Raw genomic sequence first — 26782 nt, forward strand, 5'->3', positions numbered from 1 at the left:
TCCGGTGTTTTGCCGGACCCTACTGGGCCAGCTCCTTGCGCAGGTCCGCCACCTGGCCGGCGGTGACCGGCGCCGCTGCGTTGCCCCAGGTATTGCGCACGTAGGTCAGCACGTTGGCGACCTTCTCGTCGTCGAGGTTCCAGGCGAACGAAGGCATGGCTGGCGAGGTGGGCGCAGCCTCGGTGCCACCGGCCCGGCTGCCGGCCAGTACCACGCGGATCAGCGAGGTCGGGTCGTCGTTGTTGACCAGCGGTGCGGCGGCGAGGGTCGGGAACAGGTTCTTCACCCCGGTACCGTTGCTCACGTGGCAGGCAGAGCAGCGGTCGGCGTAGATCGCCTTGCCCGCGACCATCGCCGCGTCGCTGGCCGCCACCGGCGTCGGTGCCGATTTGTCGGCCGCACCATCCTTGAGGTACACCGCGACCGCCAGCAGGTCTTCGTCGTTCCAGTGCTGGGTCGAGTTCTCCACCGCTTCAGCCATGGGGCCGGAGGCGATGTCGAAGCGGTTGGCGCCGGTCTTCAGGTACTGCACGAGGTCCTCGGTGCTCCACTGGCCGATGCCGCTGTGCGGGTTGGCGGTGATGTCCGGGGCGACCCAGCCCTGCAGGTTGGCGCCGGCGAGGAAGCGGTCGTTGTCGTCGCCGCCGATCAGGTTCTTCGGCGTGTGGCAGGTACCGCAGTGGCCCAGGCCTTCCACCAGGTAGGCGCCACGGTTCCATTGCGGCGATTTGTCCGGCGAGGGCACGAATTCGCCCTGGGTGAAGTTCAGCCAGTTCCAGCCGATGAGGCTGGTGCGCACGCTGAAGGGGAAGGGCAGCTGGTTGCTTTCCACCGGGTTGCGCACCGGCTCCAGGGTCTGCAGGTAGGCCCAGAGCGCCAGGTTGTCCTCGCGTCGCACCTTGGTGTACGCGGTGAAGGGCATCGCGCCGTACAGCCGCTTGCCGTTGCGCCCATGGCCGGTGGACATCACCGCCTGGAAGTCGTCGAAGCTCCAGCGGCCGAGGCCGGTTTCCGCGTCGGGGGTGATGTTGGCGCCCACCAGCTTGCCGAACGGCGTTTCGATCGCCACGCCACCGGCGAAGGGCGCCTGGCCGGGTACCGTGTGGCAGGCGGTGCAGTCGCCCAGCACGGCGAGGTATCGGCCTTTTTCCACCAGGTTGTAGGAGTCAGCAGCCGTGCCGGCGACGGCCGATTGCAGGTTGAGCCCGAGCAGGGCGAGGGTGCCGAGGGAGAGGAGAGTCTTCATGCGCTGATCATCTCCCCGGGGCGTTTCAGGTAGAGCCGGCGGATCGCATCGGCAGCCTTGAAGGCCAGGGCGCCGACGGTGCCGGTCGGGTTGTAGCCGGGGTTCTGCGGGAAGGCCGAGGAGCCGACCACGAACAGATTCGGTACTCCCCACACCTGCAGGTGCTTGTTCACCGAACTGTTCTTCGGGTCGGCGCCCATGATGAAGCCGCCGACGATGTGCGAGGACTGGTAGGAGGTGTTGGACCAGGGGCCCTTGCGCGGCGCCGGGACGATCTGCTGCGGGTTCATGCTGCGGGCGATCTCGGCCACCTTGTCGGTGCAGTACTGCGCCATGCGCAGGTCGTTCTCGGGGAAGTCGAAGGTGATGCGCAGCAGCGGCCGGCCGTGGGGGTCGTTGTAGTTCGGGTCCAGCGACAGGTAGTTGCCGCGGGTGGTGTAGCTGCTGGCTTCGCAGCCGATGGACATGTTGCTCAGGTAGCTTTCCACCGTGGCCTTCTTCCACTTCGCGCCCCAGGTCGGGGTGCCCGGCGGCGTCGGGCGTGAGTCGATGGGCGCGGCACCGATGGGTGTCACGCGGGTGCTGCCGCCGCCGACGAAGCCGAGTCCGGAGTGATCGAAGTTGTCGTTGTTGAACTCGTCGATGCCCATGCCGATGGCACCGCCACCGATGAAGGGGTTGAAGTTCTTGTCCTTGAAGAACAGCTTCACGCTGTTGGCCGTCTGGTAGGCGAAGTTGCGCCCGGTGGTGCCAGTGTTGGCGATCGGGTTGTACGGCTCACCGATGCCGGAGAGCAGCATCAGGCGCACGTTCTCGAAGATGAACGCGGCGACCACCACGATATCCGCCGGCTGCTCCCATTCCTCGCCGCTGGAGTCGACGTAGACGATACCGGTGGCGCGCTGGCCGGTGCTGTCGAGGGTGACCTTGAGCACTTCGGAATTGGTCTGCGCGGTGAAATTGGGTTTGCGGATCAGCGCTGGCATCACGTTGACGATGGCGCTGGCCTTGGAGTAGTTGGCGCAGCCGTAGTTGGTGCAGAAGCCGCAGAAGGTGCACGGCCCCATGGTCACGCCGAGCTGGTTGGTGTAGCCCTGGGAGGCCAGCGCCGAGGGCACCGGGAACGGCTTGTAGCCCAGGTTGCGCGCGGCCTCGGCGAACAGGGTCGGGGCGTAGGTCTGCGCGGTGGGCGGGTTGGGGTACTCGCGCGAGCGCGCACCCTCGAAGGGGTTGCCGCCCTCGACGATGCTGCCCTTGAGGTTGCCGGCCTTGCCGGAAACCCCGGCCAGCCGCTCGAAGGCGTCGTAGTGCGGTTCCATTTCCTCCCAGGTGGTGCCCCAGTCCTGCAGGGTCAGCTCTTCGGGCACTTCCTTGCCGTAGCGCTCCTTCAGATGACTGGCCAGGCGGAATTCCTCGGGCTGGAAGCGGAAGGTGATACCGGCCCAGTGGTTGCCGGCGCCGCCGGTGCCGTTGCCGGGGTGGAACGAGCCCCAGGAGCGCATCGGCAGGGCGGTTTCCGTTTCCTTGTTGCGCATCGTGCAGGTGTTCTGCCGGGTGCGCAGCATCAGTTCCTGGCGACGGTTGTAGCGCAGTTCGTCAGCCGCCGAAGCGAGGTTGAAGTCGGCGGCGGTGTCGCGCCACGGCCCGCGTTCGAAGCCGATCACATTGAGGCCGGCGTCTGCCAGTTCGTGGGCGATGATGGAACCGGCCCAGCCGAGTCCGACGACCACCACATCGGTGGAAGGTAGTTTCTTGGCCATGCGGTGGTTATCCCTTTTTCGTCCAGGCGGAGCTGCCGATGATGGAGAGCGGCACGAGGTCGAGCTTCTGGTTGTGCAGGGCGATGTAGTCGCGGTAGTCGTAGCGTGCGCCAGGGAAGCCGAGCATCTTCCACGACACCATGTCGCGGTTGCCGCCATAGATCGGGTCGGCGAAGAAACCTTCCATGGTGTTGTCCAGCACCTGCTGGAAGAACAGTCTGGCGTCGATGCCTTCGAGGGTGATGGCGCCTTTTTCCAGGTCAGTCAGGACCTGGTCGCGCTGCTCGCCGGGCAGGGCGCTGAAGTTCTTCTGGAACTTGCCCTGGCAGTACTTGCCCAGCGCGGCGAGGCCGATGCGATAGCGCTCACGCGGCACCAGCGGCGACTGATCGGCCTGGGCCGGAGTGCCCGGCGTGAAAGGGCCTTGCATGTACAGGCGACCGAAGTCGCCGTAGTCGCTGACCAGCTGGCGGTCGATGAACACCGCGCAGCCGGCGTCCTTGCCGCTGACGCTCAGCTCGTCGGCGGGAATCAGCTGTTCGACTATCGCTTCCACCTCGGTGGCTTCCTCGGCGGTGAAGAACTGCCAGCCGGGGCTGTCGTAGTGCAGCGGGCCGTTGTGGTCGAAGGGCAGCCATTTCGGCGTGCCGATCACGGTGGTGGCCTGGGCGCTGGCGGCAGCGCCGACGGCCAGCGAGGCGGCGGACGACTTCAACAGCTGGCGCCGGGTGAAGCCCTTGGGGTGTTCGGTCATTTCGGCTCCTGAGGCAATACCCGTCCGCTCGTTGTCGAGGGGGAATGGAAGGGTCTTGCCAGGTCTGTTCACGGTGGTGCGCTCTGTGCCGCGGCAGTCGAGCGGAGCGGGGGTGCGAAGTCGGCCCGCAAGGGGGCACTGTGCCGATCGGCTGGCCGGAAATGGTCCCTGGCCTGTGCCGGATTGGCGCTTCGTCTTTTCCACGCGCGTTTTTAGACTAGAGGCCGTAACAAAATGTTGCAGGTTTTTTCGCGGTAAAGGCTTGTTGCGGATTTTGAGAAAATCCGCGGGCCAGACGCGCCGCGGACTAACAGGGTGTGCAGGAGCGGACTTTGTCCGCGATGACCCGGTGCGATGCGGACCGATCGCGGACGCAGTCCGCTCCTACGCCAAGGTCACGCAGCTGCGGGGGTTCAGAGGAACATCCCGCCCGAAGCCTCCACGCGCTGGCCGTTGATCCAGCGGCCGCCGTCGGAGAGCAGGGTGGCGATCACCGCGCCGATATCGTCCGGCAGGCCGACGCGGCCCAGGGCGGTGTTGCTGGCGATCTGCTTGTTCAGCTCGGCGTTGTCGCGCACCTGGCCGCCGCCGAAATCGGTCTCGATGGCGCCCGGGGCGAGGATGTTCACGGCGATGCCGCGTGCGCCCAGCTCCTTCGCCTGGTACTTGGTGAGGGTTTCCATGGCGCCTTTCATGGTTGCGTAGGCGGCGTAGCCGGGCAGCGAGAAACGCGTCAGGCCGCTGGAGACGTTGAGGATGCGGCCGCCATCGGCGATCAGTGGCAGCAGCTTCTGAGTCAGGAAGAACGGGCCCTTGAGCTGGATGTTCATCAGTTGATCGAACATCTCTTCGCTGGTCTCGGCGAAGCTGGCGTAGAGGCCGATGCCGGCGTTGTTCACCAGGAAGTCGAAGTCCTGCCGGCCGAAGGTGTCGCCCAGGGTGGTGCGGATCTGCTGCGCGAAGGCCGCGAAGCGGGTGCTGTCCGCGACATCCAGTTGCAGCATCACCGCGCGACCGCCGTGCTGCTCGATCTCGGTGGCGACGGCGTGGGCTTCGTCAGCCTGGCTGCGGTAGGTGCCGATGATGTCGACGCCGGCAGCGGCGAGGTGCAGGGCGGCGTTGCGGCCAAGGCCACGGCTGGCGCCGGTGATGAGAGCGATCTTGCGGGTCATGGCGAAGCTCCTGTGCTGGTTTGGAGAGCAGGTGGGATTGAGGGAAAGCTTATTGTTCGATTGGCTGGTGATAAACAGGCATGAATCGGAAATACTGGTCGACATTGCCGAACAATAAGCCGTGCATTCCACAGAGAGCCACCCATGATCCGCCCCGACCTGCTCCGCACCTTCGTCCGCGTCACCGAGCTGGCCAGCTTCACCCAGGCCGGCGAGCAGCTCGGCCTGCCGCGCTCCACCGTGTCCGAACACATCCAGGCGCTGGAGGAACTGCTCGGCACGCGCCTGCTGCAACGCACGACAAGACGCGTTACCGCAACCCAGGACGGCCTGGTGCTCTATGAGCGCAGCAAGGACATGTTGGCCCAGCTGGACGAATTGCAGGGCCTGTTCCGACAGGACGACGAAGCCCTCGGCGGCCGCCTGCGGGTGGACATGCCGACGGTGATGGCGCGCAAGCTGGTGATGCCGCGCCTGGGCGAATTCCTCGCGCGGCACCCGGCGCTGGAACTGGAGGTGAGCTGCACCGACCGCCGCGTCGACCTGGTGCGCGAGGGTTTCGACTGCGTGGTGCGGGTCGGTTCGGTGAGCGATCCATCGGTGGTGGCGCGCAGCCTCGGGCAGTTTCCGCAGGTGACCTGCGCGAGCCCGTCCTATCTCGCCGAACACGGCGTGCCGCAGACACTGGACGACCTCGCCGGGCACCAGCTGATCCACTATGTGACGGTGCTGGGTGCGCGGCCGCCGGGCTTCGAGTACCTGCACCATGGCGAGGTGCGCTTCGTGCCGATGGGCGGGGCGCTGTCGGTGAACAACGCCGAGGCCTACGAAAGCGCGGCCATGGGTGGGCTGGGGATCATCCAGGTGCCGATCCATGGCGTGCTGGACGACCTGGAAGCGGGGCGGCTGGTGGCGGTGCTGGAGCACATCCCGTTGCCGCCCATGGAAATCTCCCTGCTCTACGCCCATCGCCGCCTGCCGCAGCGGGTGCGGGTGTTCATGCAATGGCTGGCACAGTTGCTGGGCGAACCCGGGGTGCTGGGTACTCCCGTGACTGTGAAGACCTAGCTGGCCCAGTCGGAATTCAGGATCACTTCGCAGAAGTTGCCGCGCACGAAGTCCGCATCCTTCATCGCCAGCACGTCGGCCTTGACGTTGCCGAAGGTGGTTTCCGGCTTGGCTTTGATGCCGTCGTAGAAGGCTTGCAGGATGTCCTGCTTGAACTGCCCGCCGCGTGGATGGGCGGCGACCACGGCGTCACGCTGGGCGTCGCTGAACTGCGGGTAGGCGATGCCCAGCACGTCCATTTCCACCCCGGCGGTGACCAGCGCGATCTCCGGCTTCATGTGCTGCGGGATACCGGGCGTGGTGTGCAGCGCGATGGCGGTCCACACCGTATCGATATCGCTCTCGGCGATGCCGTGGCTGCGCAGGAACTCTGCCGCGCAGTCGGCGCCATCCACTTCGAAGCGTTCGCACTGGCTGCAGTAGCGCGGCATCAGGCCCATGTCGTGGAACATCGCGCCGGCGTAGAGCAGCTCGGCGTCGAACTTCAGTTCCTTGCGCGCGCCGGTCAGCGCGCCCCAGTAGTAGACGCGCGAGGAATGGTGGAAGAGCAGCGGGGTGGCGTTGTCGCGGACCATCTCGGTGATGGCCTTGGCAAGGGCGCTGTCGGGGACTTTGACGCCGTTCAGGTCGAGGCTCATGGCGGGCTCCTGGGCTGGATTTCTACGCGCGGCGCGGGGTGCGTCGCGCTCCATGCCATTGGAAATCCGCGGCCCCCGAGGGACAACGAGGGCGAGGGAGCGAATCCGGACAGCCGTGCATCCTTTGCTGCCAGCAGCCTGTAAACCTCTGAAATCGAGCTCACCTGCAGGAGCGCCGATGCAGAGCGAAGATCGTAGGGCGGATAACGCGCCAGCGTTATCCGCCGCCAGGCAATCGGCGGATAACCCGTTCCGGGTTATGCGCCCTACGGTCCTACCGTTCGAAAGCCTCGGCGTGGGGCGTCTGCCTTAGACGAACTGCGCCGCCGCATAGCCCGAGGCCCAGGCCCACTGGAAGTTGAAGCCGCCCAGGTGGCCGGTGACGTCCAGCACTTCGCCGACGAAGTACAGGCCGGGGGATTTCAGCGACTCCAGGGTCTTGGACGACACCTCGCGGGTGTCGACGCCGCCCAGGGTCACTTCCGCCGTGCGGTAGCCCTCGGTGCCGGCCGGCACCAGCTGCCAGTCGCCCAGGCGCTCGGCGATCGCCTTCAGCTCGGCCGGCGTGTACTGCTTCATCGGTCTGGAGACGAACCACTGCTCGGCCAGCAGGCCGGCCATCTTCTTGGTGAACAGCTCGCCCAGCAGCGTCTTCAGCTCGCTGTTGGGGCGCTCGCGCTGCTGCTCGACGAGCCAGACGGGCAGGTCGATGCGCGGCAGCAGGTCGATGCTGATGGTGTAGCCCGGCTGCCAGTAGGAGGAAATCTGCAGGATCGCCGGGCCGCTGAGGCCGCGGTGGGTGAACAGGATGTTCTCGACGAAGCTCTGGCCGTTGCAGCTGACCCGGCAGTCCTCCACCGAGGTGCCGGACAGCTCGGTACACAGCGCCTTGAGCTGCGGATCGGTAATGGTGAAGGGCACCAGGCCGGCGCGGGTCGGCAGCACGCTGTGGCCGAACTGGCGGGCGACCTGGTAGCCGAAGCCGGTGGCGCCCAAGGTCGGGATCGACAGGCCGCCGGTGGCGATCACCAGGGATTCGCAGCGCACCAGGCCGAGGCTGGTCTGCAGTTGGTAGTCGCCTTCGTCGAGACGGGCGATCTCGCTCACCGAGGTGTCCAGGCGCAGGTCGACGCCGGCCTGCTCGCACTCGTCCAGCAGCAGGCCGAGGATGTCGCTGGACTTGTTATCGCAGAACAGCTGGCCGAGCTTCTTCTCGTGGTAGGGCACGCCGTGCTTGGCCACCAGGGCGATGAAGTCCCACTGGGTGAAACGCGCCAGCGCGGACTTGCAGAAGTGCGGGTTCTGCGAGAGGAAGTTGACCGGCTCGCAGTACATGTTGGTGAAGTTGCAGCGCCCGCCACCGGACATGAGGATCTTCTTGCCGGCCTTGTTGGCGTGGTCGATCAGCAGGACCTGGCGACCGCGCGCGGCGGCGCTCATGGCGCACATCAGTCCCGCGGCGCCGGCGCCGATGATGATGACCTGGGATCTGAGCACGGTGGATTCCTCGTGGACGAGCGCCTGGGCGACGCAAAAGCCGCGCATCTTACCCCAAGGGCGCCGTGCGGGCTGCCTGTAGCCGACCACGTGTCGATTGTGCAAGCACGCTTCCCGACCGGCGCCGGGCACGTCGGGATATCCCCGCGGCGCTTTTGTCCGGATAATGCGCGGCAGTTCGCTTTCTACTTTTTCGTGGTAATGCCCGCATGGAAATCAAGGTCAATTTTCTCGACAACCTCCGACTCGAAGCCAAGTTCGACGACTTCACGGTGATTGCCGACCAGCCCATCCGCTACAAGGGCGACGGTTCGGCACCGGGGCCGTTCGATTACTTCCTGGCTTCCTCGGCGCTGTGCGCGGCTTACTTCGTCAAGCTCTACTGCCAGACCCGCGACATTCCCACGGACAATATCCGCCTGTCGCAGAACAACATCGTCGACCCGGAGAACCGCTACAAGCAGATCTTCAAGATCCAGGTGGAACTGCCGGCGGACATCTCCGAGAAGGACCGCCAGGGCATCCTGCGCTCCATCGACCGCTGCACGGTGAAGAAGGTGGTGCAGACCGGCCCGGACTTCGTCATCGAGCAAGTCGAGAACCTCGACGCCGACGCCCAGGCGCTGCTGATGCCGAGCACCGCCGCCGGCGCCAGCACCTATATCCAGGGCAAGGACCTGCCGCTGGAACAGACCATCGCCAACATGTCGGAAATCCTCGCCGGCCTGGGCATGAAGATCGAGATCGCATCCTGGCGCAACATCGTGCCCAACGTCTGGTCGCTGCACATCCGCGACGCGCAGTCGCCGATGTGCTTCACCAACGGCAAGGGCGCCACCAAGGAAAGCGCGTTGGCCTCGGCGCTGGGCGAGTTCATCGAGCGGCTGAACTGCAACTTCTTCTACAACGACCAGTACTGGGGCGAGGAGATTGCCAACGCGCCGTTCGTGCATTACCCCGACGAGCGCTGGTTCAAGCCGGGCGCGAAAGACGAGCTGCCGGAAGAAATCCTCGACGAGCACTGCCTGGAGGTCTACAACCCGGACGGTGAGCTGCGTGGCTCGCACCTCTACGACACCAACTCGGGCAATACCGAGCGCGGCATCTGCTCGCTGCCGTTCGTGCGCCAGTCCGACGGCGAGACGGTGTACTTCCCGTCCAACCTGATCGAGAACCTCTACCTGTCCAACGGCATGAGCGCCGGCAACACGCTGGCCGAAGCGCAGGTGCAGTGCCTGTCGGAAATCTTCGAGCGCGCGGTGAAGCGCGAAATCCTCGAAGGCGAACTGGCGTTGCCGGACGTGCCACAGGACGTGCTGGCCAAGTACCCGGGCATTGTCGCCGGCATCAAGGGCCTGGAGGAGCAGGGCTTCCCGGTGCTGGTCAAGGATGCCTCCCTGGGCGGCGAGTTCCCGGTGATGTGCGTGACCCTGATGAACCCGCGCACCGGCGGCGTGTTCGCCTCCTTCGGCGCGCACCCCAGCTTCGAGGTAGCACTGGAGCGCAGCCTCACCGAGCTGCTCCAGGGCCGCAGCTTCGAAGGCCTCAACGACCTGCCGCGGCCGACCTTCGAAAGCCAGGCGCTGACCGAGCCGAACAACTTCGTCGAGCACTTCATCGACTCCAGCGGCGTGGTGTCGTGGCGCTTCTTCAGCTCCAAGGCCGATTACGAGTTCGTCGAGTGGGACTTCTCCGGCCACGGTGACGATTCCAACGTGCAGGAAGCGCAGACCCTGTTCGGCATCCTCGAGGAGCAGGGCAAGGAGGTCTACATGGCCGTGTACGAGCACCTGGGCGCCACCGCCTGCCGCATCCTGGTGCCGGGCTACTCGGAAATCTACCCGGTGGAAGACCTCATCTGGGACAACACCAACAAGGCGCTGGCGTTCCGCGCGGACATCCTCAACCTGCACAGCCTGAACATCGTCCGCCTCAAGTCGCTGCTCAAGCGCCTGGAAGCCTGCGAGGTGGACGAGTACACCGACATCACCACGCTGATCGGCATCGAGTTCGACGACAACACGGTCTGGGGCCAACTGACCATCCTCGAGCTCAAGTTGCTGATCAATCTCGTGGCGAAGCGCTTCGAGACGGCCAAGGAGCTGGTGGAAATGTACCTCCAGTACAACGACAACACCGTCGAGCGCGGGCTGTTCTACCAGGCGCTCAGCGCCGCCCTGGAAGTGCACCTGGACGAGGAGCTGGAGATGGCCGACTTCGAGGCCAACTTCCGCCGCATGTTCGGCAACGAGCGCATGGACGCGGTGCTCGGCTCGCTGGACGGCAGCGTGCGCTTCTACGGCCTGACGCCGACCAGCACCAGGCTGGAGGGGCTGGACAAGCACCTGCGCCTGATCGAGAGCTACAAGAAACTGCACCAGGCACGGGCCAGGGCGGTGGCGGGCCGCTGATCCGACAAAGTCGATTTCGCGTAGTCAGCGAGTCCGTAGGGCGAATAATGCGCAGCGTTATCCGCCGCGGAGCAAACGGCGGATAACCCGTTCCGGGTTATGCGCCCTACGGAACTGCACGGAAAGGGCACCTTCGGGTGCCCTTTTTCATGTCTGGCCATTGGGTTGGCAGTCCTGCATGCCGCTCGACCGGTCGTCCGGTGAAGCGCGAAAGTCCGCCTAGACTTGTCGATTCCGCCGTCGCCCAGGCGACCAAGCTGCATGCCGGTCAAGCCGACCGCGCGAGAATCAGGAGATTCACCATGTCCAGCCTGCAACGCGTCACCCCCTGCCTGTGGTTCGACGGCAAGGCCGAGGAAGCGGCCGAGTTCTATGTCGCCATCTTCCCCAACTCGCGGATCGTCCAGACCGCCTACTACCCCGAGGCCGAGAAGGACCGCCACGGCGGCGTGCCCGGCTCGGTGCTGACGGTGGAGTTCGTCCTCGACGGGCAGACCTTCATCGCGCTGAACGGCGGGCCGACCTTCAACTTCACCGAGGCGTTGTCGCTGCAGGTGATGTGCGACAGCCAGAAGGAGATCGACCACTTCTGGGACAAGCTCGGCGCCGGTGGCCCGGAGGAGGCGCAGGTCTGCGGTTGGCTGAAGGATCGCTATGGGGTGTCCTGGCAGATCTGCCCGCGCCACGTCGGCGACATGGTGGCCGACCCGAACCCGGCGAAGGCCAGCCGAACACTGCAGGCGGTGATGGGCATGAAGAAGCTGGACATGGCCGCCATCGAGCGCGCTCACGCCGGCAACTGATTCCCACAGGCAGAGGAGGGCGCGCGGCATGTTCAGCCATATCACCGTCGGCACCAACGACCTGCCGCGTGCCATCGAGTTCTACGGCAGGGTGCTCGGCGCGCTGGGGATCGTCCTCAAGGCGCATCGCCATGCGCCCGAGCGGGCGATCTTCGCCCACCCGGACAGCGACGTGGTGTTCTGCGTCTACCAGCCCATCGACGGCCGGCCAGCCAGCATCGGCAATGGCAGCCTGGTGGCCTTCGAGGCGCGCACGCGGCACCAGGTCGACAGCTTCCATGCCCGCGCCGTGCAACTGGGCGGCGTCGACGAGGGGCCGCCCGGCCTGCGCCTGAACTACTCACCGACTTACTACGGCGCCTACGTACGTGACCTGGACGGCAACAAGCTGTGTTGCGTCTGCCATCTGGACGAATGAGACCCGCTCAAGGGCGCTAGAATGCTCATTCGCCATCCGCGCAACGAGAGTGATCCATGACCGCTGCCAGCTATATCGCACCGCTGCTTTCCGTTGCCCTGCTGTGGATCGTGGCGGTCATCACGCCGGGGCCGAACTTCTTCACCACCGCGCGCATCGCCGCCGTGCACTCCCGCCGCCATGGGTTCATCGCCGCGTTGGGAGTGGCCTGCGGCACGCTGGTCTGGGGGCTCGCCGGTGGGCTGGGAATCAAATCGTTGTTCAGCGCTGCCCCCGCGCTGTACCTGGGATTCAAGCTCGCCGGTGGCGCCTACCTGATCTACCTGGGCATCCGTTTGCTCAAGCGCAAGGCGCCCGCCGACGGCGGCGAGAGCCTTGTCGAGGTGACCCGGCAGCGCAGTGCCTTCTCGGCGTTCCGCCTCGGCCTGCTGGGCAACCTCACCAACCCCAAGACCGCGCTCTTCGTCGCCACGCTGTTCGCCACTGCCATGCCGGCTTCACCGTCTGCGCCACTTCTGGCCATGGCCATCGCGCTGATGGTGACTCTGTCCCTGGGCTGGTACTGCTGTGTGGTCCTGGTGTTTGCCAGCGAGCGCATGGCCGGCGTGTACCGGCGCTTCCGCCGGGCGCTGGACCGCTTCGCCGGCTGCTGCTACCTGCTGTTCGGTGCGCGGATGGTTGCAAGCCACTGATGCGTGCCTGACGAGAAAATTCGAACCCGGCCCCTGACGGCTCGTCCAACTCCCTGAGCGTCGCAGTCACCGGGTACGCACCGATTGCCCGACTGTGGCACCGCCAAGCGGCGAGGGTGCGCTCGCCGGACAGGGAGAATCTGCGATGGTCACTCACTACAAGGTCAAGGGGCACCTGGCCTGCGGACATGCGGGCAAGCACCTGGAATCCACCACCGAGCTGAACCGGGTGAAATGCCGCAGCTGCCGCAACACCGAGGTCTATAAGGAAGCCCGCCGCGATGCGCGCAACGCCGCCCGCCGCGCCCAGCGCAAGGCCCGTGCCGAAGCCGTGCACAACGACTGGCGCAGCTTCTGGGAGAAACGCCTCGTCGCCATGCCGGGCAGCCAGCGCCTGCCGCGCGGGTTCCAGGACCAGCCGTTCGTCTGAGCCGGGCGTGGGCAGGAGGAGCGAGCGGATGCATGCCCGAGCGTTAAGCTCGGGAAAGTCGTGCTAGCATCTGCCCCGGCCCCGAATCCTCCTGCGGCGCTGGCAACCCGCCAGCGCCGCCATCCCTCACAGAAGGACCCAAGCAATGGCTCAAGTTACCCTCAAGGGCAACCCGGTTTCCGTCGACGGCAAGCTGCCGCAGAAAGGCGAGCAGGCTCCGGCCCTGTCGCTGGTCGCCGGCAACCTGTCCGACGTCACCCTGGAAACCTACGCCGGCAAGCGCAAGGTGCTGAACATCTTCCCCAGCGTCGACACCCCGACCTGCGCCACCTCCGTGCGCAAGTTCAACGCTGAAGCCAGCAAGCTGGCCAACACTGTCGTACTGTGCGTTTCCGCCGACCTGCCGTTCGCCCAGGCGCGCTTCTGCGGTGCCGAAGGCCTGGAGAACGTGGTGAACCTGTCCACCCTGCGTGGCCGCGAGTTCCTCGCCAACTACGGCGTAGCCATCGCCGACGGCCCGCTGGCCGGCCTGGCTGCCCGTGCTGTCGTGGTGCTGGACGAGCAGAACAAGGTGCTGCACAGCGAGCTGGTAGGCGAGATCGCCGACGAGCCGAACTACGCCGCCGCCATCGCCGCCCTGGCCTGATGGAAGGATCGGGCCGGTCCATCAGGACTGGCCCCAATGGCGCGGAACCTCCCGCGCCATTTCCGGGTCGCAATGCCCCGGTAATTCGTAACTCCCGGTAAATCAAAGGTAAATAGCGGGTAAAGAGACTTTGCCTGCGGCCATGCTGTGCTTATCGTTCAGCCTCGGTATTCTCACTTCCTTGCGCCAAACCCCCTTTTCAAAAGACAGAGTCCCATGACTGCAAGCAACGGATCGCCCTCGAAACTTCGCACCCTGCGCCCCTGGCTCATCACCGCGCTGCTGTTCGCCGCCGTGGTCGGGCTGATCATGTGGCTGCACTCGACGTCTTCGGGAACGCCGGCAGCCCAGGGCGGGCGCGGCGGGCGACCGGGGCCGGGGCAGATGGCCACGGGGCAGGGCGGCACGGCGGTGACCGTCAGCGTTGCGCCGGTGCTCAAGGGCGACCTGCCGGTGCACTACCATGCGCTAGGCACGGTGACGGCCTACAACACCGTCAATGTCCGCGCGCGGGTCAGCGGTCAGCTTGTCAAGGTGCCGTTCCAGGAAGGCCAGGAAGTGAAGGCTGGCGACGTCCTCGCGGTGATCGACCCGCGTCCGTTCCAGGCCGCGCTGGACCAGGCCCAGGGCACCCTGCTGCAGAACCAGGCGCAACTGAAGAACGCGCAAATCGACCTGGCCCGCTACAAGGGCCTGTACGCCGAGGACTCCATCGCCAAGCAGACCCTGGACACCCAGGAAGCCCAGGTCCGCCAGTTCGAAGGCACCCTGAAGACCAACCAGGGCCAGGTCGCCGACGCCAAGCTCAACCTCGAATTCACCCAGGTGCGCGCGCCCATCTCCGGCCGCGTCGGCCTGCGCCAGGTGGACGTGGGCAACCTGGTCACCTCCGGCGACACCACGCCGCTGGTGGTCATCACCCAGGTCAAGCCGATCTCCGTGGTGTTCAGCCTGCCGCAGCAGCAACTGGGCACCATCGCCCGCGAGCTGTATGGCAACAAGCCGGTGCCGGTCGAGGCGCTGGACCGCAACCAGAACCAGACTCTGGCCACCGGGGTGCTGAAGACCCTGGACAACCAGATCGATACCACCACCGGCACCGTCAAGCTCAAGGCCGGCTTCGAGAACGCCGACCACAAGCTGTTCCCCAACCAGTTCGTCAACGTGCGCCTGCTCGCCGAAACCCTGCCGGGCGTGCTGACCATCCCGGCCAACGCCGTGCAGCGCGGCAACGATGGCACTTACGTGTACCTGGTCGGCGAGGAGAGCAAGGCCAAGCGCCAGCTGGTCACCCTGGGCACCAGCGAGAGCGAGCGAGTGGTCGTCACCGAGGGCCTGAAAGAAGGCGACCGCGTGGTCGTCGAAGGAACCGACCGCCTGCGTGACGGCACCCGCATGAACATCGCCACCTCCGACGAGAAGGCCCGCGCGGCCGCCACTGAAGAGGGCGACAAGTCCACCGCCAAGCCGTTCGGTTCGGACACTCCGGTCCAGGACAGCGGTAAGAGCGAATGAACCCGTCGCGCCTGTTCATCCTGCGGCCGGTCGCCACCACGCTCCTGATGGTGGCGATCCTGCTGTCGGGGATCATCGCCTACCGCTTCCTGCCGATCTCGGCGCTGCCGGAAGTGGACTACCCGACCATCCAGGTGGTGACCCTGTACCCCGGCGCCAGTCCGGACATCATGACCTCCTCGGTGACCGCACCGCTGGAGAACCAACTGGGGCAGATTCCCGGCCTGAACGAGATGTCCTCCACCAGCTCCGGCGGCGCCTCGGTGATCACCCTGCAGTTCAGCCTGCAGATCAACCTCGATGTGGCCGAGCAGGAAGTCCAGGCGGCGATCAACACGGCGCAGAGCCTGCTGCCCAAGGACCTGCCGAACCAGCCGGTGTACAGCAAGGTGAACCCGGCGGACGCGCCGATCCTGACCCTGGCAGTGATGTCCCCGGACATGCCGCTGCCGCAGATCCAGGACCTGGTGGACACGCGGCTTGCGCAGAAGATTTCGCAGATTTCCGGCGTCGGGCTGGTCAGCATCAGCGGCGGCCAGCGCCCGGCCGTGCGCATTCGCGCCAACCCCGGCGCCCTCGCGGCCGCCGGCCTGAGCCTGGAAGACCTGCAGACCACCGTCACCAACAACAACCTCAACGGCCCCAAGGGCAGCTTCGACGGCCCGACCCGCTCCTCGACCCTGGACGCCAACGACCAGCTCAAGTCCGCCGACGCCTACCGCGACCTGATCATCGCCTACAAGAACGGTTCGCCGCTGCGCGTGCGCGACGTGGCCAGCGTGGAAGACGACGCCGAGAACGTGCGCCTGGCCGCCTGGGCCAACACTTCGCCGGCCGTGGTGCTGAACATCCAGCGCCAGCCGGGCGCCAACGTCATCGAGGTGGTCGACAGCATCAAGAAGATGCTCCCGCAGCTACAGGCGACCCTGCCCGGCAGCCTGGAAGTGACGGTGCTCACCGACCGCACCACGACCATCCGCGCCTCGGTGGCGGACGTGCAGTTCGAGCTGTTCCTCGCCGTCTGCCTGGTGGTGATGGTCACCTTCCTGTTCCTGCGCAATATTTCCGCGACGCTGATCCCCAGCTTCGCCGTACCGCTGTCGCTGATCGGCACCTTCGGCGTGATGTACCTCGCCGGCTTCTCGATCAACAACCTGACGCTGATGGCGCTGACCATCGCCACCGGCTTCGTGGTGGACGACGCCATCGTCATGGTGGAGAACATCGCGCGTTACCTGGAGCAGGGCGACGAACCGCTGGAAGCGGCGCTCAAGGGCTCGAAACAGATCGGCTTCACCATCATCTCGCTGACCTTCTCGCTGATCGCCGTGCTGATCCCGCTGCTGTTCATGGGTGACGTCGCCGGCCGGTTGTTCCGTGAGTTCGCCATCACCCTGGCGGTGGCGATCCTGATCTCCGGTTTCGTTTCCCTGACCCTGACGCCGATGCTCAGCGCCAAGCTGCTGCGCCACGTCGAGCCGGAGAAGGAAGGGCGTTTCGCCCGCGCCGCCGGGCGCTTCATCGACAACATGATCGAGCGCTATGCCGCCGCCCTGCGCGTGGTGCTGCGCCATCAGCCGCTGACCCTGCTGGTGGCCATCGCCACCGTGGTGCTCACCGCGCTGCTGTACATCTTCATGCCCAAGGGCTTCTTCCCGGTGCAGGACACCGGGGTGATCCAGGGCATCGCCGAGGCGCCGCAGTCGATCTCCTTCCAGTCCATGGCCAGCCGCCAGCAGGACCTGGCGAAGATCGTGCTGAAGGACCCGGCGGTGGACAGCCTGTCCTCGTTCATCGGCGTCGACGGCACCAACGCCACCCTCAACACCGGGCGCCTGCTGATCAACCTCAAGCCGCACGCCGAGCGTGACGTGACCGCCAGCGAGGTGATCCATCGCCTGCAGCCGGAGCTGGACCAGATCGCCGGCATCAAGTTGTACATGCAGCCGGTGCAGGACCTGACCATCGAGGACCGTATCGCCCGCACGCAGTACCAGTTCACCCTGCAGGATGCCGACCCGGATGTCCTCGCCGACTGGGTGCCGCGCCTGGTGGACCGCCTGCAACAACTGCCTGAGCTGGCCGACGTGGCCACCGACTGGCAGGACAAGGGCCTGCAGGCCTACATCAACATCGACCGCGACACCGCCTCGCGCCTGGGCGTGAGCCTGTCGAGCATCGACAGCGTGCTGTACAACGCCTTCGGCCAGCGACTGATCTCCACCATCTTCACCCAGGCCACGCAGTACCGCGTGGTGCTGGAAGTGGCGCCGGAATTCCAGATCGGCCCGCAGTCGCTGGAGAACCTCTACGTGCCATCCAGCGACGGCACCCAGGTGCGCCTGTCGAGCCTGGCGAAGGTGGAGGAGCGCCACACCCTGCTGGCGGTCAACCACATCGCCCAGTTCCCGGCCGCGACCATCTCCTTCAACCTGGCCAAGGGCGTCGCCCTCGGCGAGGCGGTGCAGGCGATCCGCGATGTCGAGGCGCAGATGGAAATGCCCGTCAGCCTGCAGGGCAGCTTCCGTGGTGCGGCGCAGGCCTTCGAGGCTTCGCTGTCCAACACCCTGCTGCTGGTGCTGGCGTCCATCGTCACCATGTACATCGTGCTGGGCATCCTCTACGAGAGCTTCATCCACCCGGTGACCATCCTCTCCACGCTGCCCTCGGCGGGCGTGGGCGCGCTGCTGGCGCTGATGCTCTCGGGGCAGGACATCGGCATCGTGGCGATCATCGGCATCATCCTGCTGATCGGCATCGTGAAGAAGAACGCGATCATGATGATCGACTTCGCCCTGGATGCCGAACGCAACGAGGGCAAACCGCCCCATGAGGCGATCTACCAGGCGTGCCTGCTGCGCTTCCGGCCGATCCTGATGACCACCATGGCCGCGTTGCTCGGCGCGCTGCCGCTGATGCTCGCCGGCGGCGCCGGCGCCGAGCTGCGCCAGCCGCTGGGCGTCACCATGGTCGGCGGCCTGCTGGTCAGCCAGTTGCTGACGCTGTTCACCACGCCGGTGATCTACCTGTACTTCGACCGTCTGGCCACGCGCTGGGCCAACTGGCGGCAGCGCCACGGCCTGGACGTGAACAGCATCGACCCGGCGGAGCGTGGCTGATGGGCGGCCTGTCTCGCCTGTTCATCCTGCGCCCGGTCGCCACCTGCCTGCTGACCCTGGCGCTGATGCTGGCCGGTGCGCTGTCGTTCAGCCTGCTGCCGGTGGCGCCGCTGCCCAACGTCGATTTCCCGACCATCCTGGTGCAGGCCTCCTTGCCCGGCGCCAGCCCGGAAACCATGGCCTCCACGGTGGCAACACCGCTGGAGCGCTCGCTGGGGCGCATCGCCGGGGTCACCGACATGACCTCCAGCAGCTCCCTGGGCAACACCACCATCATCATCCAGTTCGACCTGTCCAAGGACATCGACGGCGCCGCGCGCGAGGTGCAGTCGGCGATCAACGCGGCCATGAGCCTGCTGCCCTCGGGCATGCCGAACAACCCGACGTACCGCAAGGCGAACCCGTCGGACATGCCGATCATGATCCTCACGCTGACCTCGGACACCTACACCCGCGGGCAGATGTACGACCTGGCCTCGACCATCGTCTCGCCCAAGCTGGCGCAGGTGAAGGGCGTGGGGCAGGTGAGCATCGGCGGCTCCTCGCTGCCGGCGGTTCGCGTCGACGTGAATCCGGACCAGCTCAGCCACTACGGCATTTCCCTGGACACGGTGCGCAACGCCATCAACAACACCAACGCCGACGGGCCCAAGGGCTCGCTGGAGTTCGGCGAGCGGCACTGGCAGGTGGACTCCAACGACCAGCTGCGCAAGGCCAGCGAGTACGCCCCGCTGATCGTCCACTACAACGCCGACACCGGTGCGGCGGTGCGCCTGCGCGACGTGGCCAAGGTCACCGATTCGGTGGAAGACGTGCGCAACGCCGGCTTCTCCGACGACCTGCCGGCGGTGCTGCTGATCATCACCCGCCAGCCTGGCGCCAACATCATCGAGGCCACCGACGCCATCCACGAGCAGCTGCCGATCATCCAGGACGTGCTCGGCCCGCAGGTGAAGCTGTCGGTGATGGACGACCGCAGCCCGTCGATCCGCTCCTCGCTGGAGGAGGCTGAGCTGACCCTGATCATCTCCGTGGTGCTGGTGATCCTGGTGGTCTACCTGTTCCTGCGCAACGGCCGCGCCACGCTGATCCCCAGCCTCGCGGTGCCGGTGTCGCTGGTGGGCACCTTCGCGGTCATGTACCTGTGCGGCTTCTCGCTGAACAACCTGTCGCTGATGGCGCTGATCATCGCCACCGGCTTCGTGGTGGACGACGCCATCGTGGTGGTGGAGAACATCGCCCGGCGCATCGAGGAAGGCGACCCGCCGATCCAGGCGGCGATCCGCGGCGCGCGGGAAGTGAGTTTCACCGTGCTGTCGATGACCCTGTCGCTGGTGGCGGTGTTCATCCCGCTGCTGCTCATGGGCGGCATCACCGGGCGGCTGTTCCGTGAGTTCTCGGTGACCCTGGCGGCGGCCATCCTGGTATCGCTGGTGGTCTCCCTGACGCTGACGCCGATGCTCTGCGCGCGCCTGCTCAAGCCGGTCGAGCGCGGGCCGAAAAAGGCCTCGGTGGAGCGCCAGAGCAACCGCTATTTCGTCGCCTTCATGCAGCGCTACCGCGCCAGCCTGAGCTGGGCGCTGGAGCACTCGCGGCTGATGGTGATGATCATGCTCGGCTGTATCGCGCTGAACCTGTACCTGTTCGTGGTGGTGCCCAAGGGCTTCCTGCCGCAGCAGGATTCCGGGCGCCTGCGCGGTTTCGCGGTGGCCGACCAGAGCATCTCGTTCCAGGCGCTGGACAAGAAGATGGCGCAGTTCCGCAAGATCCTCTCCGAGGACCCCGGCGTGGAGAACGTGGTGGGCTTTGTCGGCGGCGGCAAGTGGCAGTCGAGCAACACCGGCTCCTTCTTCGTCACCCTGAAGGACATCACCGAACGCGACTCTGCCGAGACCATCGTCAACCGCCTGCGCAAGAAGCTGGCGGAGGTGCCTGGCGCCAACCTGTTCCTGGTCGCCGGCCAGGACGTGCGCATCGGCGGCCGCCAGGGCAACGCGCAGTACGACTTCACCTTGCGCAGCGATGACCTCAACCTGCTGCGCGAATGGGCGCCCAAGGTCGAGGCGGCGATGAACAAGGTGCCGCAGATCGTCGACGTGAACAGCGATGCCCAGGACAAGGGCGTGCAGAGCCGCCTGGTGATCGACCGCGACCGCGCGGCGAGCCTGGGGGTGAACGTCGCCGAGGTGGACGCGGTGCTGAACAACTCCTACGGCCAGCGCCAGGTCTCGACCATCTTCAACCCGCTGAACCAGTACCACGTGGTGATGGAAGTCGCCCAGCCGTACCAGGAAACGCCCGAGGAGCTGCGCCAGGTCTACGTGATCAACAGCGAAGGGCAGCGCATTCCGCTGTCGGCCTTCACGCATATCGAGCCGAGTCGCGCGCCGCTGGAGGTCAACCACCAGGGCCAGTTCGCCGCCACCACCTTCTCCTTCAACCTCGCCCAGGGCGCGCAGATCGGCCCGGCCCGCGACGCGATCCTGGCGGCGGTGGAACCCATCCACCTGCCGATGGAAATCCAGGCCACCTTCGAAGGCAACGCCGGCGCGGTGCAGGACACGCAGAACGACATGCCCTGGCTGATCCTGCTGGCGCTGGTGTCGGTCTACATCGTGCTGGGCATCCTCTACGAGAGCTATGTGCACCCGCTGACCATCCTCTCGACGCTGCCTTCGGCGGGCGTCGGCGCGCTGCTCACGCTGATGCTGTTCCGCACCGAGCTGTCGCTGATTGCGCTGATCGGGGTGATCCTGCTGATCGGCATCGTGAAGAAGAACGCCATCATGATGATCGACTTCGCCCTGGACGCCGAACGCACCCAGGGCCTGTCCCCTCGGGACGCGATCCTGGAGGCGGCGATGAAGCGCTTCCGGCCGATCATGATGACTACCCTGGCCGCCATCCTCGGCGCGCTGCCATTGATCTTCGGCATCGGCGGCGACGCCGCGCTGCGTCGCCCGCTGGGCATGACCATCGTCGGCGGCCTGATCGGCAGCCAGTTGCTGACCCTGTACACCACCCCCGTCGTCTACCTCTACCTCGACCGCCTGCGCCATTGGGTCAACAAGAAGCGCGGCGTGCGCACCGACGGCGCCCTGGAGACACCCGTATGATCCGTTCCCGTTCACTTCTTCCCTTGGCGTTGGCCGTGGCCCTGGCCGGTTGCGCCATCGGCCCGGACTACCAGCGCCCCGAGCTGACGGTGCCCGCCAGCTTCAAGGAGGGCGAGGGCTGGCAACTGGCGAAGCCGCAGGACGGCTTCAACCACGGCGCCTGGTGGGAGCTTTACGGCGACGCCACACTGAACGATCTGCAGACCCGCCTGGTGGCTGCCAACCAGACCCTGGCGCAGTCGCTCGCGTCCTATCGCCAGGCTCAGGCGCTGGCCAAGGGTGCGCGCTCTTCCTTCTTCCCCACGATCAGCGCCGACGTCGGCAAGACCCGCTCCGGGCAAGGCACCGGCAGCGGCGGCAGCGTGCGCCTGCCGGACGGTTCCACCGTCAGCAGTGGCGGCGGCAGCAGCTCGATCAGCAACAGCTACTCGGCGAGTCTCGGTGTGAGCTGGGAGCTGGACCTGTGGGGCAAGCTGCGCCGCCAGCTGGAAGCCGACAACGCGAGCATGGACGCCAGCGCGGCCGACCTGGCCAACTCGCGGCTTTCGCTGCAATCGCAGCTGACCCAGAACTACCTGCAACTGCGCGTCATGGACCAGCAGATCAAGCTGCTCAACGACACGGTCACGGCCTATCAGCGCTCGCTCAAGCTCACCGAGAACCAGTACAACGCCGGCATCGTCACCAAGGCCGATGTCGCCCAGGCGCGCACCCAGCTGAAAAGCACCGAGGCCCAGGCCATCGACCTGAAGTACCAGCGCGCGCAACTGGAGCATGCCATCGCCGTGCTGGTCGGCGTGCCGCCAGCGCAGTTCTCCCTGGCTGCCGTGGACGGCGTGCCGAACCTGCCGGCAGTGCCGGCGTTGCTGCCGTCGGAGATACTCCAGCGCCGCCCGGACGTGGCTTCCGCCGAGCGCCAGGTGATTTCCGCCAACGCCAAGATCGGCGTGGCCAAGGCCGCCTGGTTTCCCGACCTGACCCTCACCGCCGCCGGTGGCTACCGCAGCGGCAGCTTCCAGAACTGGATCGAGACGCCAAACCGCTACTGGTCCATCGGCCCGCAGTTCGCCATGACCCTGTTCGACGGCGGGCTGATCGCCTCCCAGGTCGAGCAGGCCGAGGCGAGCTACGACCAGACCGTGGCCAGCTACCGGCAGACCGTGCTGGACAGCTTCCGCGAGGTCGAGGACTACATGGTCCAGCTCAAGGTGCTGGAAGAGGAAAGCGGCGTGCAGCAGGAAGCGCTGGATTCCGCCCGCGAGGCGCTGCGCCTGACCACCAACCAGTACAAGGCCGGCACCATCGACTACAGCAACGTGGTCACCACCCAGACCAGCGCGCTGTCCAACGAGCGCACGTTGTTGACCCTGACGGGCAGCCGGCTGACTGCCAGCGTGCAGTTGATCGCCGCGCTGGGCGGCGGTTGGGATGCGGCGAAGATCGCCGAGGAAGGGCAGGCGACGCGGGACTGAGCCCGCGTCAGTCCTCGATCAGGGCGCTGAGGGGAATGCGGAAGTGGCTTTCCCCGTCCAGTGACTTGATCCCACGTGGGAGTGCCGTGCTGACCAGCACGGTGCCTTCCTGACGCTCGAGTACCTCGCAATCGATCCTTCCCACAGCAGGCAGGAGATCGTCCTGGCGGGCGGTACGCAGGCGCGCACGTGGCTTGAGGAAACGCCAGTCACGCCCGCCAGCATCGATCAGACGGCATTCGGCCCAGCCAGGAAAACACTCTTCGGTGTAACGCACGATCTCGACCAGCAGGCTGGGCATCTTCGGATTCCGATAGCGGGAAGGGAGTCAGCCGTTGAAGCGGCGGGCGGTGGTGAAGCTGCGTTGCCAATAGCCTTCGCTCAAGGAGTCCATGCGGATACTCTCGCCCGAGCTCGGCGCGTGGATGAACTGGTTGTTGCCGATGTAGAGCCCGACATGGCTGACATCGCCGCGACCATTGCGATTGAAGAACACCGCATCGCCAGGCTTGAGTTCGCCCAGGCCGACGCGCTTGCTGCCGCTGTCGATCATTTCGCCCGTGGTGCGCGGCAACTGCATGCCGGCCTCTGTGCGGAACAGGTAGACCAGCAGGCCGCTGCAGTCGAAGCCGCTGGCCACCGTGGTGCCGCCCCAGCGATAGGGGACGCCGATCAGTTCGCGGGCGCGGTTGACCACACGGGAGTTGGTCGCCCTTTGCCCCCGGCGCAGGCTGGACTGGAGCGGTCGCTTCAGTTCCCGGTGCGGACGGACGTTCTTGCGAATGACCACCTTCTTCACCTGGGCAGGGCGTACCGCGCTGGATGCGGTCTTGTGTGCGGAGGTGTGCTTCACTTCGCGGGCTTGGGCGAGAGTAATGGTCAGGGAGAGCAGCAGAGTTGTGCCCAGCAGGGTAGGGAGGAAACGCATTTGGGGTACATCGTATGGCTATCGTGCAAAACGGGGCGTCATCGTATGAATCTCCTCGCCGCCAGGAACGTGGACTAACGCCACGTAGGCGTGGGATTTTTCCTATTTGTATCGTGGCGGTGACTCCTGAAGTACTTCTTGCGCGGTCAGCCGCTGAACCGCCGCGCTGTGGTGTAGCGGCGTTGCCAATAACTGTTGTCCAGAGAGTCGATGCGGATCGTCTTGCCGGTGCTGGGGGCGTGAATGAACCGTCCCGCGCCGATGTACAGGCCCACGTGGTTGGTGCGGCCGCGACCGTTGTGGTTGAAGAACACTGCGTCGCCGGGCTGCAGGTCGCGCTGGGCAACCAGGTTGCGCTGTTGCGCGACCATCAGGCCGGTGGTGCGCGGCAGTTGTCGCTTGGCGATGCTGCTGTAGAGGTAGACGAGCAGGCCGCTGCAATCGAAGCCGGCTTTCTCCGATTCGCCGCCCCAACGGTAGGGTGTGCCGATCAGTTCGTGAGCGCGGGCGACGATGCGGTCGGTGTCGACCGGACTCTGCTGCCCAAATTGCCTGCGCAACCGTTCGAGCTTGAGCATGGCGAAGCGCTGCCTGCCGTTCAGGGCTTCGGCCGGTTTCGCCGTGGCTTGTCCCTCGGATTTGGGCCGGCCTTCGCGGCGGGGGGCGGAGAGTGCGCTGCCCAGCGCCAGGTTCGAGGCCTGGGGCGCATCGAAGCGGCGCCAGGCCGGGGCGTCGAAGTCATCGGCCTGGGCCACGGGGCCGGCGAGTGCCAAGGCCAGGTAGAGAGGAAGGCAGCAGCGGATGCGCACGTCGCATCACCTCGCGGTGAGAAATCGGGACGGGCGTCATCCTAGGAAGTGAGTGGGAAAATCTATGTAGGAGTTTTCTAGTTGGCTTGAAGGTGGATTCCATGCGTGGATCAGTGGTCACCGCCTTCAGTGGGCGAACAGCTGGCCGATGTCCTTGAAGGCCTTGAACTCCAAAGCGTTGCCGCAGGGGTCGAAGAGGAACAGCGTGGCCTGTTCGCCCACCTGGCCCTGGAAGCGTACATGGGGCTCGATGACGAACTGCGTGCCACGCTCGCGCAACCTTTGCGCCAGGCGCTCCCAGTCTTCCCACGGCAGCACCACGCCGAAGTGCGGTACCGGCACGTCATGGCCATCGACGGCGTTGGTGTGCGCCGTCTCCTGGCTGGCAGTGCGCGGGTGCTCGTGGATCACCAGTTGGTGGCCGAAGAAATCGAAGTCTACCCACTGGGCGCTGCTGCGGCCCTCGGCGAGGCCGAACACCTCGCCGTAGAAACGCCGGGCCAGGGCGAGGTCGTAAACGGGAATGGCCAGGTGGAAGGGCGATAGCGCCATGGACGTGCTCCCTGTCAGGTTCAGGCCGGTACGGCCAGCAGGCGGCTGATGGTGGCCTTGGCCGCGCTCATCTGGCCCTCGCGGGCGAGGCGGGTGAAGTCCAGCAGGGCGTGTTCATGCTCGGCGAGGTCGTCGAGGATGTCGCGGTCATCGTCGTCGCCCTCGATGGCCAGGCTGTCGTAGCGCTGGACGTAGGGCTCCACCAGCACTTCGAGTTTTTCCAGGGTCTGCGGCCAGTCGAGCCCGAGCCAGTCGGCGGCGCGCTGGCGGCCTTGGGCGGCGGCGTGTGCGGTGTCGCCCAGCGGCAGGCCGTGGCGCTGCAGCAGCCGCGCCATGCGCAGGCCAGTCTGGCGTTCCAGTCGCGCCAGCAGGAGCATCGAGGATGCCCCCTCCGGCAGTTGCTCGGCCAGGCCGAGGAAGAAGTTTTCACCGCGGACTTCGCCCAGGTAGGCGGCCTGCAGTTCACTGGCTTGTCGGTGCATGCGTCGGTCCCCCGTGCTCAATGGGGACCAGCCTAGACGATGTGCGCCGGGCATCGAACCCGGCATGTCGTGTCTGGGCCAGAACGGGTCGCTCAGCGTTCGAAACCGTATTCGCGCTCGACCCGGCTGATACGTACGCGGAAGGCGCTGTACCAGTCGCGGCGGCCGGCCTGCTGGGCCATGCGGTGCTCGGTCTGCTGCTTCCACTGGCGGATGGCGGCCTCGTCGCGCCAGTAGGACACGGTCAGCCCCAGGCCGTCAGCGCCACGGGCCGACTCGACGCCGAGGAAACCGTCCTGCTGCGCGGCCAGTTCCAGCATGCGTTCGGCGGTGGCGCCATAGCCTTCGTCCAGCTCGGTGCGGTAGGAGGTGAAGGTCACGGCGTAGTAGGGCGGTTGCGGTGTGCTGGCGATCATGCGGGACTCCCGATGCGAGTGGGCTCTTGACTGGATTGATGGCGGAAGGCAGCGGACAGGAACGCTTCGGCCAGGGGCACGGCGATGCCGGCGAGGGCCTTGCGTTCGGGCTGGAACAGGGTGGCGACGAAGAACGGATGGTCGGTCGCTTCCAGTGCGCGGATGCTGCCGTCCTCGCCGTGGGCACAGGCGCGCAGCGAGCCGCCGAACAGCTCGTCCTGGAACTGCGGGTTCACCCCGTAGCTGCAGCGATAGCCCTCGCGGATATCCGGCAAGCCGTAGATTGCCGCCAGGTGCGAGCCGGCGGTGAGGCGGATGGTCTCGCTGACTTCCACCAGTGAGCAGGGCAGGGCATGCACCACCGGGCGCGCCGCTTCCGGGTCCGTCTCGGCGTGGGCCGCGTCGCTCCAGCCGAGGACGTTGCGGGCGCGCTCCAGCAGGGCGTGCTGGAAGCCGCCGCAGGTGCCGAGGAAGGGCACCTGGTTCTCGCGGGCGAAGGTGATCGCCCGCAAGGCGCCTTCGGTGTTCTGGTAGGGGCTGCCGGGGATCGCCCAGAAGCCGGAGAAGGGCTCAAGGTCCAGCCCCTGTGCCAGGCGCGGGGTGTCCAGCCAGTCCACGCGCAAGGTGCCTGAATGTGGCAGCAGCGATTGCTGCAGGGCCAGGGGAATTGCCCAGTGGGCGGTGACGCGGCTATCGCGGTCGCCGATCAGGCCGATGCGCAGTGCTTTACGACGTTTCCCCATCTTTTGTTCCCCCTGGCGTCGTGGCCCATTGGCGGGCCCCTGGGAGGCAATTTATAGTTGCGCAGGCGCAAGCGAAAATGGGCAATTGCGCAACC

24 protein-coding genes are annotated in these 26782 nt (G+C 66.2%); 11 read left to right on the forward strand and 13 right to left on the reverse strand.

Annotated elements, in window-relative coordinates; genetic code table 11:
• Window positions 1-19 precede the first annotated feature (19 nt).
• From IB261_RS12040 to IB261_RS12055, 4 genes are all read right to left on the reverse strand, one after another.
• Window positions 20-1246, reverse strand: a complete 1227-nt coding sequence (locus tag IB261_RS12040; RefSeq protein ID WP_192383002.1) for a c-type cytochrome — start codon at window positions 1244-1246, stop codon at window positions 20-22.
• Window positions 1243-3006, reverse strand: a complete 1764-nt coding sequence (locus tag IB261_RS12045; RefSeq protein ID WP_192383001.1) for a GMC family oxidoreductase — start codon at window positions 3004-3006, stop codon at window positions 1243-1245. The genes IB261_RS12040 and IB261_RS12045 overlap by 4 nt, the downstream gene beginning before the upstream one ends.
• A gap of 7 nt (window positions 3007-3013) precedes the next feature.
• Window positions 3014-3760 carry a gluconate 2-dehydrogenase subunit 3 family protein gene (locus tag IB261_RS12050; protein WP_192383000.1) on the reverse strand — a complete coding sequence of 249 codons (747 nt, stop codon included), beginning with the start codon at window positions 3758-3760 and terminating at the stop codon, window positions 3014-3016.
• Window positions 3761-4173: 413 nt separating this feature from the next.
• Window positions 4174-4932 carry an SDR family NAD(P)-dependent oxidoreductase gene (locus IB261_RS12055; protein ID WP_192382999.1) on the reverse strand — a complete coding sequence of 253 codons (759 nt, stop codon included), beginning with the start codon at window positions 4930-4932 and terminating at the stop codon, window positions 4174-4176.
• 144 nt (window positions 4933-5076) lie between these two features.
• On the opposite strand from IB261_RS12055, the gene IB261_RS12060 reads away from it, so the two are divergent.
• A complete protein-coding gene (locus tag IB261_RS12060; protein WP_081516767.1) occupies window positions 5077-6000 on the forward strand; it encodes a LysR family transcriptional regulator in 924 nt (307 codons plus the stop codon).
• Here the strand turns inward: IB261_RS12060 and IB261_RS12065 are convergent.
• Entirely contained in the window at window positions 5997-6638 is a 642-nt protein-coding gene (locus IB261_RS12065; RefSeq protein WP_192382998.1) for an HD domain-containing protein, read from the reverse strand. The genes IB261_RS12060 and IB261_RS12065 overlap by 4 nt on opposite strands.
• A gap of 309 nt (window positions 6639-6947) precedes the next feature.
• A complete protein-coding gene (locus IB261_RS12070; RefSeq protein WP_225606125.1) occupies window positions 6948-8183 on the reverse strand; it encodes a BaiN/RdsA family NAD(P)/FAD-dependent oxidoreductase in 1236 nt (411 codons plus the stop codon).
• A gap of 161 nt (window positions 8184-8344) precedes the next feature.
• Here IB261_RS12070 and IB261_RS12075 point away from each other — a divergent pair, with 161 nt between their 5' ends.
• The 10 genes from IB261_RS12075 (at window position 8345) to IB261_RS12120 (ending at window position 22757) form a co-directional block, all read left to right on the forward strand.
• On the forward strand, window positions 8345-10546 hold the full coding sequence (locus tag IB261_RS12075; RefSeq protein WP_192382996.1) for an OsmC domain/YcaO domain-containing protein: 2202 nt from the start codon (window positions 8345-8347) through the stop codon (window positions 10544-10546).
• 302 nt (window positions 10547-10848) lie between these two features.
• Complete coding sequence (locus IB261_RS12080; RefSeq protein WP_081516771.1) at window positions 10849-11349, forward strand: VOC family protein; 501 nt, start codon at window positions 10849-10851, stop codon at window positions 11347-11349.
• A 28-nt stretch (window positions 11350-11377) separates the two neighbouring features.
• On the forward strand, window positions 11378-11767 hold the full coding sequence (locus IB261_RS12085; protein ID WP_192382995.1) for a VOC family protein: 390 nt from the start codon (window positions 11378-11380) through the stop codon (window positions 11765-11767).
• Window positions 11768-11823: 56 nt separating this feature from the next.
• On the forward strand, window positions 11824-12459 hold the full coding sequence (locus IB261_RS12090) for a LysE family translocator (RefSeq protein ID WP_192382994.1): 636 nt from the start codon (window positions 11824-11826) through the stop codon (window positions 12457-12459).
• Between the two features lie 145 nt (window positions 12460-12604).
• The gene (locus tag IB261_RS12095; protein ID WP_081516773.1) at window positions 12605-12889 is read left to right on the forward strand and encodes a hypothetical protein; all 285 of its coding nucleotides are present in this window, start codon (window positions 12605-12607) and stop codon (window positions 12887-12889) included.
• Window positions 12890-13034: 145 nt separating this feature from the next.
• A complete protein-coding gene (gene tpx, locus IB261_RS12100; protein WP_081516774.1) occupies window positions 13035-13535 on the forward strand; it encodes a thiol peroxidase in 501 nt (166 codons plus the stop codon).
• Window positions 13536-13751: 216 nt separating this feature from the next.
• Window positions 13752-15050: an MdtA/MuxA family multidrug efflux RND transporter periplasmic adaptor subunit gene (locus IB261_RS12105; RefSeq protein ID WP_192382993.1), complete on the forward strand. Its 1299-nt coding sequence runs from the start codon at window positions 13752-13754 to the stop codon at window positions 15048-15050.
• Window positions 15047-18169: an MdtB/MuxB family multidrug efflux RND transporter permease subunit gene (locus IB261_RS12110; RefSeq protein ID WP_081516776.1), complete on the forward strand. Its 3123-nt coding sequence runs from the start codon at window positions 15047-15049 to the stop codon at window positions 18167-18169. The genes IB261_RS12105 and IB261_RS12110 overlap by 4 nt, the downstream gene beginning before the upstream one ends.
• Window positions 18169-21285, forward strand: coding sequence for a multidrug efflux RND transporter permease subunit (locus tag IB261_RS12115; RefSeq protein WP_081516777.1), 3117 nt, complete (start codon window positions 18169-18171; stop codon window positions 21283-21285). Before IB261_RS12110 ends, IB261_RS12115 begins: the two co-directional genes overlap by 1 nt.
• Window positions 21282-22757, forward strand: coding sequence for an efflux transporter outer membrane subunit (locus tag IB261_RS12120; RefSeq protein ID WP_081516778.1), 1476 nt, complete (start codon window positions 21282-21284; stop codon window positions 22755-22757). Before IB261_RS12115 ends, IB261_RS12120 begins: the two co-directional genes overlap by 4 nt.
• 7 nt (window positions 22758-22764) lie before the next feature.
• Here the strand turns inward: IB261_RS12120 and IB261_RS12125 are convergent, their stop codons facing one another.
• From IB261_RS12125 to IB261_RS12155, 7 genes are all read right to left on the reverse strand, one after another.
• Entirely contained in the window at window positions 22765-23058 is a 294-nt protein-coding gene (locus tag IB261_RS12125; RefSeq protein ID WP_192382992.1) for a hypothetical protein, read from the reverse strand.
• A 27-nt stretch (window positions 23059-23085) separates the two neighbouring features.
• Window positions 23086-23685: a C40 family peptidase gene (locus IB261_RS12130; protein WP_192382991.1), complete on the reverse strand. Its 600-nt coding sequence runs from the start codon at window positions 23683-23685 to the stop codon at window positions 23086-23088.
• A gap of 146 nt (window positions 23686-23831) precedes the next feature.
• Window positions 23832-24494 (reverse strand): C40 family peptidase, encoded by a 663-nt coding sequence (locus IB261_RS12135; RefSeq protein WP_318653076.1) that lies wholly within the window; start codon window positions 24492-24494, stop codon window positions 23832-23834.
• A 126-nt stretch (window positions 24495-24620) separates the two neighbouring features.
• Window positions 24621-25046 carry a VOC family protein gene (locus IB261_RS12140; protein ID WP_192382990.1) on the reverse strand — a complete coding sequence of 142 codons (426 nt, stop codon included), beginning with the start codon at window positions 25044-25046 and terminating at the stop codon, window positions 24621-24623.
• Window positions 25047-25066: 20 nt separating this feature from the next.
• Window positions 25067-25528, reverse strand: a complete 462-nt coding sequence (locus IB261_RS12145) for a hypothetical protein (RefSeq protein ID WP_081516782.1) — start codon at window positions 25526-25528, stop codon at window positions 25067-25069.
• 92 nt (window positions 25529-25620) lie between these two features.
• Window positions 25621-25944: an antibiotic biosynthesis monooxygenase family protein gene (locus IB261_RS12150; RefSeq protein WP_081516783.1), complete on the reverse strand. Its 324-nt coding sequence runs from the start codon at window positions 25942-25944 to the stop codon at window positions 25621-25623.
• Window positions 25941-26687, reverse strand: coding sequence for a CTP synthase C-terminal region-related (seleno)protein (locus tag IB261_RS12155; protein WP_192382989.1), 747 nt, complete (start codon window positions 26685-26687; stop codon window positions 25941-25943). The genes IB261_RS12150 and IB261_RS12155 overlap by 4 nt, the downstream gene beginning before the upstream one ends.
• Between the last annotated feature and the right edge of the window lie 95 nt (window positions 26688-26782).

Origin of the sequence: Pseudomonas sp. PDM20 (assembly GCF_014852575.3) — a bacterium.
Classification (GTDB): domain Bacteria; phylum Pseudomonadota; class Gammaproteobacteria; order Pseudomonadales; family Pseudomonadaceae; genus Pseudomonas.